Source organism: Natronolimnohabitans sp. A-GB9, assembly GCF_030848565.1.
In the GTDB taxonomy this organism is placed as follows: domain Archaea; phylum Halobacteriota; class Halobacteria; order Halobacteriales; family Natrialbaceae; genus Natronolimnohabitans.
In genome coordinates this window covers 90,938-106,482 of sequence record NZ_JAVDDV010000005.1, presented here as the reverse complement: position 1 = coordinate 106,482, position 15,545 = coordinate 90,938, and the positions used below count along the sequence as shown (strand labels likewise).

Annotated in this window: 14 protein-coding genes and 1 pseudogene; 8 read left to right on the top strand and 7 right to left on the bottom strand. The window is 64.1% G+C overall.

From position 1 onward, the window contains the following. Positions 1-157: 157 nt before the first annotated feature. Both RBH26_RS08575 and RBH26_RS08570 read right to left on the bottom strand, forming a co-directional pair. Positions 158-286, bottom strand: a pseudogene (locus tag RBH26_RS08575) (Lrp/AsnC family transcriptional regulator); the annotation flags it as partial. Between the two features lie 183 nt (positions 287-469). Then, positions 470-871, bottom strand: coding sequence for a DUF5778 family protein (locus RBH26_RS08570; protein ID WP_306757792.1), 402 nt, complete (start codon positions 869-871; stop codon positions 470-472). Between the two features lie 118 nt (positions 872-989). Here RBH26_RS08570 and uppS point away from each other — a divergent pair, with 118 nt between their 5' ends. After that, the gene (gene uppS / locus RBH26_RS08565) at positions 990-1,943 is read left to right on the top strand and encodes a polyprenyl diphosphate synthase (RefSeq protein ID WP_306757791.1); all 954 of its coding nucleotides are present in this window, start codon (positions 990-992) and stop codon (positions 1,941-1,943) included. 165 nt (positions 1,944-2,108) lie between these two features. Here uppS and RBH26_RS08560 read toward each other — a convergent pair whose 3' ends face one another. Next, the gene (locus RBH26_RS08560; protein ID WP_306757789.1) at positions 2,109-2,714 is read right to left on the bottom strand and encodes an undecaprenyl diphosphate synthase family protein; all 606 of its coding nucleotides are present in this window, start codon (positions 2,712-2,714) and stop codon (positions 2,109-2,111) included. A 232-nt stretch (positions 2,715-2,946) separates the two neighbouring features. Between RBH26_RS08560 and RBH26_RS08555 the strand changes: the two genes are divergently transcribed. Continuing rightward, complete coding sequence (locus RBH26_RS08555) at positions 2,947-4,296, top strand: DUF92 domain-containing protein (RefSeq protein WP_306757787.1); 1,350 nt, start codon at positions 2,947-2,949, stop codon at positions 4,294-4,296. 84 nt (positions 4,297-4,380) lie between these two features. On the opposite strand, the gene RBH26_RS08550 is transcribed toward RBH26_RS08555, so the two are convergent. From RBH26_RS08550 to RBH26_RS08540, 3 genes are all read right to left on the bottom strand, one after another. After that, positions 4,381-4,620: a hypothetical protein gene (locus RBH26_RS08550; RefSeq protein ID WP_306757786.1), complete on the bottom strand. Its 240-nt coding sequence runs from the start codon at positions 4,618-4,620 to the stop codon at positions 4,381-4,383. Between the two features lie 86 nt (positions 4,621-4,706). Next, a complete protein-coding gene (dnaG, locus tag RBH26_RS08545; RefSeq protein ID WP_306757784.1) occupies positions 4,707-6,110 on the bottom strand; it encodes a DNA primase DnaG in 1,404 nt (467 codons plus the stop codon). 110 nt (positions 6,111-6,220) lie between these two features. Further along, positions 6,221-7,066 (bottom strand): helix-turn-helix domain-containing protein, encoded by an 846-nt coding sequence (locus RBH26_RS08540; protein ID WP_306757783.1) that lies wholly within the window; start codon positions 7,064-7,066, stop codon positions 6,221-6,223. A 536-nt stretch (positions 7,067-7,602) separates the two neighbouring features. Between RBH26_RS08540 and RBH26_RS08535 the strand changes: the two genes are divergently transcribed. The 3 genes from RBH26_RS08535 to RBH26_RS08525 all read left to right on the top strand — a co-directional run bounded on the left by RBH26_RS08535 (position 7,603) and on the right by RBH26_RS08525 (position 10,355). Continuing rightward, positions 7,603-7,896, top strand: a complete 294-nt coding sequence (locus RBH26_RS08535; protein WP_306757782.1) for a DUF3311 domain-containing protein — start codon at positions 7,603-7,605, stop codon at positions 7,894-7,896. Then, complete coding sequence (locus RBH26_RS08530; protein WP_306757781.1) at positions 7,893-9,368, top strand: sodium:solute symporter family protein; 1,476 nt, start codon at positions 7,893-7,895, stop codon at positions 9,366-9,368. The genes RBH26_RS08535 and RBH26_RS08530 overlap by 4 nt, the downstream gene beginning before the upstream one ends. Before the next feature lie 201 nt (positions 9,369-9,569). Next, positions 9,570-10,355, top strand: coding sequence for an SDR family oxidoreductase (locus tag RBH26_RS08525; protein WP_306757780.1), 786 nt, complete (start codon positions 9,570-9,572; stop codon positions 10,353-10,355). 436 nt (positions 10,356-10,791) lie between these two features. On the opposite strand, the gene moeB is transcribed toward RBH26_RS08525, so the two are convergent. Then, positions 10,792-11,634: a molybdopterin-synthase adenylyltransferase MoeB gene (gene moeB, locus RBH26_RS08520; protein ID WP_306757779.1), complete on the bottom strand. Its 843-nt coding sequence runs from the start codon at positions 11,632-11,634 to the stop codon at positions 10,792-10,794. 147 nt (positions 11,635-11,781) lie between these two features. On the opposite strand from moeB, the gene RBH26_RS08515 reads away from it, so the two are divergent. The 3 genes from RBH26_RS08515 (at position 11,782) to RBH26_RS08505 (ending at position 15,535) form a co-directional block, all read left to right on the top strand. Beyond that, complete coding sequence (locus tag RBH26_RS08515) at positions 11,782-11,967, top strand: HVO_0416 family zinc finger protein (RefSeq protein WP_306757777.1); 186 nt, start codon at positions 11,782-11,784, stop codon at positions 11,965-11,967. A 515-nt stretch (positions 11,968-12,482) separates the two neighbouring features. After that, complete coding sequence (locus tag RBH26_RS08510) at positions 12,483-14,348, top strand: ATP-dependent helicase (protein WP_306757776.1); 1,866 nt, start codon at positions 12,483-12,485, stop codon at positions 14,346-14,348. After that, complete coding sequence (locus RBH26_RS08505; protein ID WP_306757775.1) at positions 14,345-15,535, top strand: M24 family metallopeptidase; 1,191 nt, start codon at positions 14,345-14,347, stop codon at positions 15,533-15,535. Before RBH26_RS08510 ends, RBH26_RS08505 begins: the two co-directional genes overlap by 4 nt. Positions 15,536-15,545: the final 10 nt, after the last annotated feature.

Genomic DNA, 15,545 nt, shown 5'->3' with positions numbered 1-15,545 from the left:
TCACTCGCGAGTGGCTTCATACTACCGGACAACAGTCAATACACACCCGATCGCGTCTCGAGTGCGATCGGTGTGTGCATCGTGTTGTCCGGCAGTATCAGTGTTGGCGTCGATACGACACTGACTCGTCCTCACTGTGGCCGTGAGTCATCGTGCAGATCTCGACCCCGCGATCGCGAACGGCGGCCGCGGTGGGTTCGAACGGCCGGTCCGTGATGGGAAAGCCGTCCTGGAAAGCGTTGACGACCGCCCGCTCACGTGCCGTGAGGCCGACGCCAGTGCTCATAGTGAATCTCGGGATGCGCCGAATATAAGCGGCCCGGACGCCGAGTCAGTTTACGACGAATACTCGCGGCCCTCGTGTTGCAGCAATATTTGCGGCTTTATGGTCTACTGTAGTCAGTTACAGCAGTCCGTATTATCGTTCTTCGCCGGTGTCGGAAGTGGTCCGACCACCGGAGAGTAACGGTTACCCTTCGACGCCCGTGACGTCGTAGCCGAGGTCGCGGATGTCCTCGAGGATCGCCTCGTGGTCGGCGCTGGCCCGGTAGTAGATCACGATGTCGAACGAGCCGTCACGGAGCAGTTGCTGGCACTCCCAGACGAACTCCTCGTCGTCTAAGGTCAGTCCCTGGTGTTGGTTCGAGGAGAAGTCGGTGTCGTCGTTCCCCGAGTAGACATAACAGTCGGTCGGGTCGTGGCCCGAGTGCTGGGCGATAATATCACCGACGTCGATCGTCGCCTGCATCATCTGGACGTCTTCCTGACCGTCGTAGTCGGTGTGGACGATCGCCCCGTTGAGTTCTATGTCGCCGGGCTCGAGCAGTGCCTTGGTTCGCCGATAGAGATCGTCGTCGATCGCGTCTGCCATTGTCCGGAACGAACACGTCCGGACGGATAGCGGTCACGGTTTTTCCGAGGTCGCAGGCGTTCTCATGCGCTCGTTTCCCACACAAGACACATAGGTATCGATGACGTTTCCCCGTTCGATGAAGCGGTGGCTCCGGCGGCGTGTCGACGATGCGTACGAGCAGTTGCTCACTCGTGAGATTTCCGGTGCACCGACACACGTCGCAGTGATCATGGACGGTAACCGGCGGTACGCCCGCCGGAAGGGCGAGGACGCTCCCGAGGGCCACCGCGAGGGGTCCCGGACAACCGAACGGATCCTCGAGTGGTGTCAGGATATCGGCGTCGAAGAGCTGACGCTGTATGCGTTCTCGACGGAGAACTTCAAGCGTCCGGACGAAGAAAACGAGGCGCTGTTCGATCTACTCTGTGAGAAACTCCGAGAGTTCGCCGACGCCGATCGTGTCCACGACAACGAGGTCCAGATCCGGGCGATCGGCGACGTCAGTCGGCTCCCCGAACGGGTTCGAGACGCCGTCGACTACGCCGAACGACGCACCCAGGAGTACGACCAGTTCGTGCTCAACATCGCGTTGGCCTACGGTGGCCGGTCACAGCTCCTCGAGGCGGCCCGTGACGTCGCGAGCGACGTCGAAGCCGGCGGCCTCGAGCCCGACGAGATCGACGTCGAGACGATCGAAGACCGCCTCTATGCGCGGCCAGTCCGCGACGTCGATCTGATTATCCGAACGGGCGGGGACGAACGAACCTCGAACTTCCTGCCATGGCACGCCAACGGCAACGAGGCGGCGGTCTTCTTCTGTACGCCGTACTGGCCTGAGTTCTCGAAGACCGACTTCCTGCGGGGCATTCGAACGTACGAACACCGCGAGGAGTCCTGGCGACGGACGCGTGCCCGCCGGGCGCTGGCCCTGCTGGGAGCCGTCGGCGATACCGAACTCACGGAGGCTCGGTCGGTCGTCGAACGCTTCCGTGACTCGCTGCCGACGGGCGAACGGCCCGATCCCGACGAGTTCGAGACGATCGAAGGCGACCAGCTCGAGGGTTCCGAAAGCGGCCAAACCGCCGACTAATACTGTTGGACAGCACGATTCGACGATCGGTCGCGCGACTGCGGCCGTCCCGACGGTGACGGCCGCGCGTTCGCGACCGACGGCTCACTGACTGCTGTCCGACAGTATAAGGGACCACGTTTCTTGCCCGAGTCACGAGGCTATCTTTGAACAGCGAGAGGGATGTCACTGGCCGAACCGCCGTGACCGATTGCAGTACTCCCGAACCGCCCGCAGAAAGTCGCGTTTGCGAAAGTCCCGCCAGTTGACGTCCGTAAAGTAGAGTTCGGAGTAAACGGACTGCCAGATCATGAAATCAGAGAGGCGCTCGGCGCCGGTCTTGATCACCAGATCCGGCTCCGAGGGGAATATCAGGTGATCTTCGACCCGCTGGTCGTCGATCTCGTCGGGCTCGAGGTCGCCGTCTTCGACCTGTTGGGCGAGCGTTCGGACTGCACTGGTGAACTCGTGTTTGCCGCCGAGACCGATCCCGATGCGGATCGGCGCATCCGCGGGCGTTCGGTCGTCCGGACCACGGACGGCGATCTCTTGTGGTGTATCGAGAGCCTCGAGTTCGCGACGCAGCGCTGGTACTGCGGCCGCATCCAGGACGCTCACGTAGACGGTCACCTGGGAGGCGTACTCGAACGCCCACGTGAAAAAGTCCGTCAGCGTCTCGTACGCGCCCCGCTCTAGGAGGTCGCGTTCAGTGATCACGAGCGCGATGTGGTCGGGTGGCGCCCCCTCGTGGCGCCGGATTCGCGTCGCGAGATACTGTTCGTACAGACCCACGCGAGTTGGTTTCCGGTCCGGTGGCATACGGGTTTCGGGTTCTTGCAGACAACGATGGAATGGAGACTGTCTCCTCGCTGTGACCACTCTCGCGGAATCGCGGGGGCGACACTGAAATACCACGTAGCGTATCAAAACGTAGCTCCCGTGTCAGGTCGGTTGAACGGCCTGAGAACGGCTACAGCGTGGTTCACGAACCTTCAAGTGAACTCCACAGAAAGGACCCGATATCGTGACAGCACCCGTTCGGCGAGCAGGCGTGTTCGCGATCCTCTGTACGCTCGCTTTCGCCGTTCCTCTCGGCGGTCCCTGGGTCGGGGCCGCGATCGCCGCCGTCATCGTCCTTGGGGCGGTCGCCGTGACCGACGGCCCACTGTTCGACCTCCTTGCCTATCCGAGCGACTACAAAGCCGGCCGTCTCTACGGCCTCATTACGCTCGTCCTCGCCGCGGCGACGCTCGGACTCATCGCCGTCACGACGACGATGGCAGTCGCAGTCTTCGTCGGCACCGTTTTGCTCGTCGGCTACGGCAACTTCGCGGAGCGCCTCGCTCGCGGTCGGACGGATCACGACGTCGCCCTCGTCGCGGTCTTCTGTACCGTCGCGGCCGGCAGCGCCGTCGCCGGCCAGGCCGCAACGCGTGCGGTAACCGACGGCAACTCACTCGAGGCGCTCTCCGGGGCGATCCCGACGATGGTCTTTCTCGGGGCCAGTGGTGCGTTGCTCGCGGCCCTGCTCCGGGACGTCCTGTTCGCCCAGGACGATCCCGTCGTCATGCTCGCCGTTGGACTCCTCTCGTGGCTGCTCGCAGAACTCGAGCCGGCACTTTCACTGACTGCCGGCGAGATCACTGCCGCACTCGCGGTCACCGTCGCGCTGGGATACGTCTCCTACGCCCTCGAGACGGCCTCGATCGCGGGGATGCTCACCGGCATTTTGCTTGGGCTGTTGACGATCGTCCTCGGCGGCTACGGCTGGTTTATCGTACTGATCTCTTTTTTCGCCATCGGCGGACTCTCCTCGAAGTTCCGGTACGAGCAAAAGGCGGAACTGGGCGTCGCCGAGGACAACGACGGCGCTCGTGGCAGCGGCAACGTCTTGGGTAACGCTGCAGTCGCGATCGCCGCCGTCCTCGGCTATGCGGCCAGTTCGGCGACGATGCTGCCCGGCGATCCGGATCCCAACCTCTTTTTGTTCGCGTTCGCCGGCTCCGTCGCCACTGCGATGAGCGACACTCTCTCGAGTGAGATCGGCAGCGTCTTCGATACGCCACGGCTGATCACCACCTTAGAGCCCGTCGAACCCGGTACCGACGGCGGCGTCACCTGGCAGGGCGAGGTCGCCGGTATCGCGGGCGCGGTCGTGGTCGCCGGCATCTCCTACGTGCTCTTTCCCGCGGTCACACCCGTCGGCGCAGCGATCATCGTCGCCGCCGGCGTCGTCGGTATGACCGTCGACAGCCTGCTGGGGGCGACCCTCGAGGGAACCGTTCTCGGGAACCAGGGCGTGAACTTCCTGGCGACGCTGTCGGGCGCGCTGGTCTGTGCCCTGCTGGTGGTGTCGTTTGCGATCCTCGGCTAGCTCGCCGCAGGACGTGGATCGAACTCGAGGTTCTGTCTCGGAAAACAGTACGGATTGCTGTAACGATTATTACAGCAGTCCGTCTCAGTCGTCCGAGACGGAACCGAATCGATCTGCCGTCTCGTGGGACGATCGGTCTCGAGACGTGGGCTCGTCGGACGGCGTCTGGCGTTGCGGTCGCGAGTGAGACCGATAGCCATAATCAGTGGCGTCCATCCCGCCGTTGGCGCGCCACTGGTAGTACGCTGTGGCGCTCGTCGTTGCAAACAGCGCGAGCGCCCAGGCGCCGAGGAGAACGACTGCGGCAAGCGGCGGTGGGGACATGACAGTCGAAACTCGGTCGCGTTCGGTTATCAACATCTCGGAAGCACGCCGGCTTGACAGAGAAAATCACGGCCCCTCGGTGCGTATCAGGGCGGCTCCTCGGCGACGTCGTCGATCGCGTAAATCCGCACGTCGGTCGGCCGCTTAGTGAACTGGCCGAGCGACCGTGCGATGATCCGCTCGACGCCACGGTCGGCTGCCAGATCGAGCAGTCGTTGTCCGAGGATCTCGTCGAGGACGACCGTCGTCGGCGTCGAGTCGACCTCCGTGAGGGTTGCGTAGGCGTCGCTCGCGTCGCCCTCGTCGACGACGTCACAGTCGTCATCGAGAAACCGGACGCGGTCGGTCCGGTCGCGAATGATCTCGTTGGCGTGGCCGTAGACGGTCTCGTAGTCGGCCGACGTGTCCCCCGACTCGGTCTCGGTGGCGGGTTCCGAAGGCGCCACGTCCGACCGTGACTCCGATCGCGGTGTCGAGGTGGTGTCGTTATCGTCGCTTTCCGCCGCGTCGAGGTGGTCGTCGGTGACGTCTGGAACCGGAGTCGCCGGACTCGGCGTTCCGGGACTCGAACTCGAGTCGGGGGGCTCGTCGCTTTCGCTCCCGTCGGCTGTCTCGTCGTCGGTCGGTGCCGGTGCCGGCGACGCGCTTCCGTCGGTCGCGGCGATGGCCTCGCGGGGTTCGTTCAGTTCCGAGACGGTCTCGTAGGGGACCTTGTTCCGAAGCGACCCGAACAGTTCGTGGTGGTCGAGGTCTTCGACGGACGTCCCCGCGGGAGCGAAGGCGACGTAGTCGATGTCGCCGACCTGTGCGAGTTCCTCTAAGATGAGATCACCGCCACGGTCGCCGTCGAGGAAGGCCGTGACGGTCCGGTGGTTGGTGAGTTCGGCGACAGCGTCGGGGACGTTCGTCCCCTCGACCGCGATGGCGTTTTTGATACCGTATTTGAGCAGCGTGAGAACGTCGGCACGGCCTTCGACGACGATGATCGCATCGCTGTCGGTGACCCGGGGGCCGGCGGGCAATCCTTCGTACTCGGTGATGTCCTCGACGCGGACGTGCTGGCGGACCTCCGCGAGGATCTCCTCGGAGGTCATCACCGAATCGTCGAATCCCGTCTGAAGCAGTTCCTTCGCCCGCTCGACGACCTCCTTGCGCTTTGCCGCGCGGACGTCTTCGATCTCGGTTACCTCGAGGTCGGCCCGACACGGTCCGACCCGATCGATCGTCTCGAGGGCGGCGGCGAGCGTGGCGGTCTCGACCTTGTCGAGGCTGGTCGCGATCGTCAGATGGCCGTGTGACTGGCCGGCGGTGCTCGCTATCTCGACGTCGATGCGTCCGACTTTCTGTGACTGGCGGAGGTCGCGGAGATCGAGTTCGTCGCCGAGCAAGCCTTCGGTCTGACCGAAGATAGCGCCGACGACGTCGCTCCGCTCGACGACCCCGTCAGCCGTAACGTCGGCGTGGATGAGATACTTCGATGTGTCTTCCATAGATCTGGCCTCGTGAGTGCGGGCCCGCAACCGCGGGCGCCGCGATCGGTTTATGTAGCTTTTGGATCGTGACGGGGAAATAGCTGTTGACCTGTACGGAAAATTCCCGGTCAGTACCGCGGTCGGTACCAGTACTGGTAGCCCATGACAGCGAGCAGGACGACGAGTCCGCCGAGGAAAAAGAGCAGTCCAGGGGGGACCGTCGACACGAGCACCTCTGCCATCTCCGCGCTCCCGTCGGCCGCGGCGTCGGCGGTTCCGTCGTCGGCCGCCGGAGCGTCCCCGGTATCGGCGTCGAACGATTCCGATTCCGATTCTGATTCCTCGTCGGTATCGGCGGTGAACGACTCCGCTTCGTCCTCGGTCTCGACGTCGTCGGAATCGGGAGCGGTTTCCTGTGTCCCGGTTCCGTCGGGTTCGTCCGCGTCGCCGGTGGCGGTCTCGCCGTCGTCTTCTGTGGCCGTCTCGTCCGTTCCCGCCGGTGGCACGTCCGTACTCGATTCCTCGGCTGCCGACTCGGCCCACCGGGTGAGTCCGTGTTGGACCAGCAAACTCCCGCCGGCGAGCGCGCCGATCCCACCGACGAACCGCGAGAGCGCCTCCCGCAGGCGACTGGCCGTCGACTCGTCGCTCGTGACGATCAGCGGCCCGTCGGTCGTCGCGTAGACGCTCATCTCGTTGCCCCGCGAGGAGTACCACGTGTCGACGACTTCAACCAGCCCGGCGTCCTCGAGGTTCTCCAGGTGATAGCGGACGTTCTGGATCGAGGAATCGACCGCGTCGGCGACGTCACTCGGCGTTCCCGGCTCCTCGTCGAGGCGGGCGTAGATCCGACGGGCCGTCGTCGAGGAGAGCGCGCCAAAAACCGCGTCGGCGTCCTCACCCTCGAGGCCGACGACGCGTGGCTGTCCCTCCTCGTCGTCGGGATCGGACCGGAACGGGAACAGCCGGGCCATGTCAGCTCGAGTGGTAGTCTCCTGGCGACCCCTATACGCTTTTTCCTCCCTGAAAGAGCGATTTTAGTTTGGACTTTGCGCGGGTCAGACGGACTACTTGACCGCTGTACCCCGATCGCCAGGGAGGGGAGCCGATCGTTGAAGAACGATCCCCAGCAGGAAGAGGGCGATCGATTCCATTGCAAGCGACGTTGCCAGCGCACAGAGACACAGTGATACGGCGAAGATGACAGCTACTTCACCGAGACCGAACCCAAAGAACCTCATACTGTCGGACAGAACTATTGTGAGCATTTGCCGCTTCCGTCCGGCGAATTCTCTTCAGTGACTGCTGTCCGACAGTATCAGTACCACCGCGAAGCGATTGCTCGTTGCATCGTGGTCGGCCGAATTTCCGATCTCGGATAAAAAGCGTGTCGGTACGCGAACACGGCCGCTTTCCCGGTTCTTGCCGACTTCCGCGGACGATAGCTGAAGTTCTTCAATCGAGATCGTTGAAGGGAAACGGTTACCAACGTCGATCCCAACGACCGGATATGCCCCGTCTGGAGCTCGTCGGCTGGATCGCGGTCGCGGTCGTCCTCTGTGTGTTTGCGATCCCGTGGTTCCTCTGGGACGACGCGACGGTCGTCGCCGGTGTCCCGCTGTGGCTCTGGTGGCACATTGGCTGGATGGTGCTCGCGTCGCTCGTCTTCTGGCTATTCACCCAGCGTGCGTGGGGGATCGGAATCGAAACCGCATCCGAGGACGCAAGCAGCGGCGTCGACTCGAGTGACGCGGCATCATCGAAACGACCGTCGCGACCGGCCAGTGGAGGTGATCGTCCGTGACGCTGACGCTTCAACTCGGGATCATCGTTGGCTACCTGCTTCTGGCGCTGGTGATCGGGCTGGTCGCCTACCGGCTGACCGAACGGACGGCCGAGGACTTCTACCTGGCGAGTCGGACGTTTGGAACGATCGTTTTGCTGTTTACGACCTTCGCGACCCTGCTGTCGGCGTTTACCTTCTTCGCCGGCCCGAACGTCGCCTACCAGCAGGGACCGGAGTGGGTGCTCGTTATGGGACTGATGGATGGGATCATCTTCGCGATCCTCTGGTATGTCATCGGCTACAAGCAGTGGCTGCTCGGTCGCCAGTACGACTACGTCACGCTGGGCGAGATGCTCGGCGACCGCTTCGGCGCTACGTGGCTTCGCGGCCTCATCGCGGGAATCAGCTTGCTGTGGCTCTTTCCATATGTCATGCTCCAGCAGGTCGGCGCCGGCACTGCTCTCCAGGCGCTGACCGAGGGTGCGGTTCCCTACGCCGTCGGCGCCGGACTGATCACCGCGTTCATGATCCTCTACGTCGTCGTCGCCGGAATGCGTGGGATCGCCTGGACCGACACTATCCAGGGAGCCTTTATGCTCGTCGTCACCTGGGTCGCGATGCTGTGGGTGCTTGCCGCCGTCGGCGGTCCCGGCGTCGCGACGGCCGCGCTCGAGGCCGAAGCCGCTCAGCATCTGGCACTCGGCAGCGACCACTACACACCTCAGTGGATGCTCTCGACGGCGATCGTGATCGGCTTCGGCGTCGCGATGTTCCCACAGGTCAACCAGCGCTTTTTCACTGCCGGCTCGAGGACCTCCTTCAAACGCTCTTTCGTCCTCTGGCCGATCCTCTGTGTCCTGCTGTTCGTCCCGTCGTTCTTGCTCGGCGCGTGGGCCCTCGGCCTCGGCATCGAGGCCGACATCGCCGGCGGGGACAACGTCCTTCCGATGATCCTCGCCGAGTACACGCCGGTCTGGTTCGCCGCGCTGGTCATCGCCGGCGCGATGGCCGCGATGATGTCTTCCTCCGACTCGATGCTGCTCTCGGGGTCGTCGTACTTCACCCGGGATCTCTACCGGCCGTTCATCGATCGGACGATCTCGGAGCGCACGGAGGATCTGATCGCCCGCATCGGCGTCGTGGTCTTCGCGACCGCGTCGTTTCTCGCCAGCCTCTGGAACCCTGCGACGCTGTTCGAACTCGGCGATGCGGCCTTCAGCGGGTTCGCACAGCTGGCGCTGCCCGTCATGGTCGCACTCTACTGGCGCCGGACGACTCGAGCCGGGATCACCGCCGGGATCCTCGCGAGCCAACTGTTCTATCTCTCGAGTCTCTTCCTCGCGGTCGTTCCCGCGACCTACGCCGGCTGGTCGTCCGGCCTCGTCGGGATGGGGCTGGGGCTGGTCGTCACCGTCGCGGTCTCGCTGGTGACGACGCCGGCGGCCGACGAGCGCGAGGCGATCTACTTCGAGGGACTGGGCGCCGACTGATACGGATCCCTGTAACGATGTACCGACGCAACCGCAGCCCGGATCGCGGTTGCGACGGTACCGACGTACAGTAGTCCGTATGATACGGTCTCCTGTCGTCACTGACGGTCGCTCGCCACGCGGGGTCGGCGATCGGCGGGACGTGACGAACTCCTTGCCTCCGACACCGGGACTTTGTAGCTCCTCCCTGTGGTATCTCGCATGGATCTCGATCTCGACGGCAACAGCGCACTGGTGACAGCCTCCTCGAGCGGCCTCGGATTCGCAAGCGCACAGGCGCTGGCCGAGGAGGGTGCGAACGTGATGCTCTGTGGTCGTGACGAGGCGCGTCTCGAGGACGCTCGCGAGGAACTCGCCGAGACGGCGACCGGCGAGGTGCGGGCGACGCCGACCGACATCACGGATCCGGACGACGTGTCCCAGCTCGTCACCGAGACGGTCGACGCCTTCGGCGGTCTCGATCACCTCGTTACGTCGGCAGGCGGGCCGCCGAGTACGACCTTCCTCGAGACCGACGAACAGGACTGGTACCAGGCCTACGACCTGCTGGTGATGAGTGTCGTCTGGACGCTCGAGAACGCCTACGAGCATCTCCTCAACTCCGACTATGGGACGGTCACCTGTATCACCTCTCGGACGGTCCGGGAGGCCGCCGACGGGCTCTTGCTGTCGAACTCCGTTCGCCGGGGCGTGATCGGACTCGTCAAGACCGTCTCGCGGGAGTTCGCGCCCGAAATCCGGGTCAATGCCGTGTTGCCGGGGACGATCGAGACGCCTCGTATCGAGGAACTCGTCGAAGCGCGTGTCGAACGCGGCGTCTACGACGACTACGAGGAGGGACTCGAGGATCTCGCGACCGACATCCCGATAGACCGTATTGGGGAACCACGGGAGCTGGGTGATATCGTGGCCGTCCTCTCGAGCCCTCGGGCCAGTTTCGTCAACGGCGTTTCGGTGCCGATCGACGGCGGGCTGTTGCGGAGCTGACGGCGTTCGGAACGCGAGTGTGACCGCTGTTCGTCTCGAGTACGACCACGAGACGTGGACCGTCGTGGCTCGCTCGAGTCATCGTCCCGAAACGTGATCACACTCGAGACGGAGAACCGGCGAATTGGCTGATATAGCTGTACCGATGTATCGACGATCACCGACCTCTTCTGGCTCTCTTCTGGCTCTCTTCTGGCGATCGGCAGGACGTGGCTACAGCAGACCGTACGAATGGGTGTGACGGCTTCGTGTCACGCTATGCCGACACGGAAACGATCGCTTCTCGACGCTCGATTTCGTGGCAACAGGGATTTCCACGTCCTCCCCAGCCGACTCACTCGGTCGCTTCGCTCCCTCGTTCGTCCCTCGCACGATGGTATCGATCGGTTCTCGCGCTCGCTCGAACACGATCGACAGCGCGCGCCGTTCCGGCCGTTCAGTCGGCCGTGATCTCACAGCTCCCCTCGTAGGCGACGTCCTCGACGGACTCGATCTCGGGTTCGTCGCCACAGACCGGACACGAAGGGTTTGCGAGCACGTCGACCGTCTCGAAGCTCATGTCCATCGCGTCGTACATGAGCAGGCGCCCCTCGAGTAACTCGCCCTTTCCGAGGAGGTACTTGACGACCTCCGTCGCCTGAATGCAGCCGACGGTCCCGGGGAGAACGCCGAGGACGCCCGTCGTGGCACAGTCGGGGACGGTGCCGGGTTCGGGTGCCTCGGGGAAGATACAGCGGTAGCACGGCGGTGATTCGTCGGAGTCGGAGCCACGCTCGTTCGTAAACGTCGTCACCTGTCCCTCGAAGCGGTAGATCGCGCCGTGAGAGAGCGGCGTTCCGGTGAGCACGCAGTGGTCGTTGAGCAGATATCGGGTCCCGAAGTTGTCACTGGCATCGAGGACGATATCGTACTGGCTCACGAGATCGGCGACGTTGTCGGCCGTAATCCGGGTCTCGTGGGTCTCGACGTCGACGTCGGGGTTCAACGCCGTGACGTAGTCGGCCGCGCTCTCGACTTTCGGGCGGCCAACGTCGCCATCGCCGTGGACGATCTGGCGCTGGAGATTCGACCGTTCGACGACGTCGTCGTCGACGATCCCCAGCCGACCGACCCCGGCCGCTGCGAGGTACTGGATCGCGGGCGACCCCAGTCCGCCCGCGCCGACGACCAGTACCGACCCCTCGAGCAGGCGCTGTTGGCCCTCGGGGCCGATCTCGTCCATGATTACGTGTCTCGAGTAGCGATCGAGTTGCGTCGCGTCGAGGCGCAGGTCGCTCATGGCAGGGGTTACGGTCGAGACAGAGAAAAGTTCGCGGGTCGAACCGATCGTCGTCGCGTTCGTTCGGCACCCGAACACGTTCCGCGATTGAGGCAGATCTGGGTGTCAACCCCACCGTTTAATACTATGGGATACATTCACACACCTATGGCAACCTCACCCAACGACGGCGGTGACGACGTCATCGACCAGTTCCTCGCTGACCGCGGGCACACCGTAGAACGAGTCGGGTGGGAGCAAGAGTATAACAAGAAGCAGTGTCCCGACTGTGGGGGTCTCCACGACACGTCTGCCACCAGTTGTACCGTCTGTGGGTGGGAACCGACGCCGTAGGAGACGGCATACCGAATCCAACCAGCTGTTTTTTCGGCCCGTAGTCGACGCCCGTCGAAGTCGTTGACTTCGATAGACGAGACCGTAGTCGTCCGAACAGCCGTAATTTCAACACACAAAATCCAAAATAATTATACTATCCTGGTTCCTTACCGCTGGCTAAGGAGTACCTATGCCGGAATGCCAAAACTGCGGTGCGTTCGTAACGGATGCGTACGCCCGTGTCTTCACCCCCCGCGACGTTGAGGACCCTCGAGTCTGCCCGGACTGTCAGGACAAGATCCGTGATGGTGCCGAAGTCAGGACTGCCCGCTCGTCGCGAAACACCTGATACGGAGCCCTGTACGACGTTCCGACACGTTCGAAGCCAGACCACGGGTGTGCCGGCCTATCGTCGACCGGCCCTCCGTCACTGGTTTCCATCTATCACCCCGGCGCCGTCGTTCGATTCTCGCCGATTTTCTGTCGCCGAAAACCCACGTGACTTATGGGTGTTGCGACCCTGTACAGGGATAATGGCTACTACGGAGACGAAGGTGACCCGGTTGTTCGGTGGGCCGGGCAGCGGGAAGACTACGGCCCTACTCGATCACGTCGAAGAGATCCTCGAACAGGAGGGCGTGACCTTCCGGGATATCCTCGTCGTCTCGTACACGCGAGCAGCAGCACAGGAGGTTCGTGAACGACTGGCCGAGCGCCTCGGCGAGAGTCCGCGCGCACTGCAGGGCAACGTCTGTACGATGCACGCAAAGGCCTACGAACTGCTCGATCTCTCCCGGAGCGACGTCATCGGCGAGTCCGACAAAGAGGAGTTCTGTGAGGAGTACGGCCTCGAGTATGAGGACGAGTACAGCGGCGCCGGCCGTCGCACCGCCCGATCGACGACGATCGGGAACAAAGTGATCGCGACCAGTCAGTGGCTCCAGCGGACCAGTCGTGACGTTTCCGACTGGTACGACGTTCCCTTCCAGTGGGACGAAGAGGAGGTCCGACTACCGCCGGAGATCGACCCCAACGCCCAGGACGGGAACAAGTACACGCCGACCTGGCCCTCCGACGACGACCGGATCGACGTCCCCGAAGCCATCCGTGGCTGGCGCTCCTACAAGGGCGAAGAGGGTAAGATCGGCTTCGCTGATATGCTAGAGCGGGTCCAGCAACGCTCCCTGCTCCCGAACGTCGACTACCTGGTGATCGACGAGTTCCAGGACATCACGACGCTGCAGTACGACGTCTACGAGGAGTGGAAACCACACATGGAGCAGGTGCTGATCGCCGGCGACGACGACCAGGTCGTCTACTCCTGGCAGGGTGCCGACCCCGCGCTCTTGCTCGAGGAGGACGTCGACGAGGACATCATTCTCCCGAACTCCTACCGACTGCCCTCGAACGTCCTCAACGCGGTCAACAAGGAGATCCGCCACATCGAGACCCGCCAGGACAAGGACCTCAAACCCCGCAAGGAAGGCGGCACCGTCGAGGCCCGGGCCAACGCCTCGATGCTCGACGTCGTCCGAAACGTTCGGCGGACGCTCACCCAGACCGACGGTACCGTGATGGTGTTGTTCCGAGCGCGCTACCAGATGTTCCAGTTCATCGACGAGTTCATCACTGAGGGTGTCCCCTTTACCTCGCTGACCGACCAACGGATGTGGACCGACCGGCTCACCCAGTACGTCCGCGCCGTCGAGGCCATCGACGAGGGGAAAGACGTTACCGGCCTACAGGCCCGCCGACTGGCCGACATGCTCCAGGAGTCCGCGTTTGGGACCAACGACCGCGACGACCTCTTCGACACCATCGACGAGCGCCAGGAGGAGGCCGGCATCGACGACCTCGAGGAACTGATGATCCCTGTCGAGGTCGTCCAGGACCACGTGCCGTTCATGCCCGGTCCCGCCTCGGCGGCCGACATGGTCCGGAAAGTCACCAACTTCCAGAAGAAAAGCGTCCGCTCGTACTTTGCGATCGGCGAGTACTGCGGCATGGACACGGATCGCGTCCGCGTCGGTACCATCCACTCCGCGAAGGGTCGTGAGGCCGACCACGTCATCGTCGGCACCGACTTAACCGAGAAGGTCGTCGAGCAGATGGTCGCAACCGTCGACGATCCCGAGGACGTCCCCGGCGTCGAGGAGTTCACCAAGAACACCTCGCCGGTCCCCGTCCTGACCGACAACGAACGCCGTGTCTTCTACGTCGGCATGTCCCGGGCCCGCGAACGGCTCGTCCTCCTCGAGAACCTGGTCGACGGTGCGCCGACACTCCCGATCGACGTCCTCTTGCGGAACGAACTAACGGATATGACACTCGAGGAGTTAGTCGAGGAGGCCCAGCAGCCGGTCGACGACGGCGAGGAGGTCGAAGCCGAAGCACCGTGACCGACGCCGACTCGTCATCCGAACTCGTCTCCGAGGACCGTTCGGACGTCTCCACGCACCTCGAGTCGGCGGTCACCGCCGAACTCGAGCGTCGAGATGCGGTCGCCGTCGTCCACGCGGGCTTCCGTCGCGATCCGACGGTTCGGTACTGTCTGTCGGCCGGTGACGATGGTTCGCCGCCGACGGACCGCCATCGGGCCCCGACCGCGGTCGCGTACGACGGGACGAGTGGGGAGTGGCTCACCGTCACGTCGACGGACACGTCGGCCGCTCCGGCCCGCGAACTCGCCTCGCAGCTGGCCGACCGCCAGAACGTCGAGTCGGGGACGGTCCTGGCGCCACCGTGGCTGCCCCACGATGCCGCGCTCTACCTCGAGGAGGCCGGCTTCGAGCTCGCCTCGACGACCGTCTTCGACGACGCTCGAGCGACGAAAACCGACGGCGAACGCGACCGAATCGCCACAGCACAGACCGCCGCGGCCGCCGGACTCCGTCGAGCCGCGTCGTTGCTCACGGACGCGACCGTCGAAGGCGATCGACTCGTCGCCGACGGCGAGGCGGTGACGCCACGTCGACTGCGGACGGCCGTCGACGAAGGGATCGTCGCCGCGGGCGCGTTTCCCGCGGGCAACACCGCCGTCAACCCCGACCCCGGGCACACGCCCTCGACGAACGCTGCCGACGCCGACGGCGACACCGCGGACGTGCCGCTTCGACCCGCCGAACCGATCGTTCTCGAGACGACACCCCGCGGCCCCGACGGCTACTACGGGAGCCTCACCAGAACGTTCGTCGTCGACGGCGAAGGCGGCCGCGAACGCCGTGCACACGTCGGTGTGACCCAATCGTTTCGCTCCGCGGCAGCGATGGTGACCGCCGACGTCGAGTCGGTGACCGCCGTCGAGGCCGATCTCGAGGCCGAGGTCCGCGCGTTCGGTTTCGAGGAACCCGATGCCGTCCGGACGCGGGCGTTCGGTGTCGGCCTCGAGCCACAGGAGCGACCGATGGCGGGCGGCGACGAGATCGAACCGGGAAGCGCGGTTCGACTCGAGTCGGCCGTTCGAGTCGACGGCGACCAGTGGCTCCGGATCGCCGATCTGCTGGTACCGGGCGACGACGGGGAACGTGCCGCATATCTCGTGGCTCCGTCTCGGTCGCTTGCGCCGTCGGCATTGCTCGAGGAGTGAGACGGGTTGC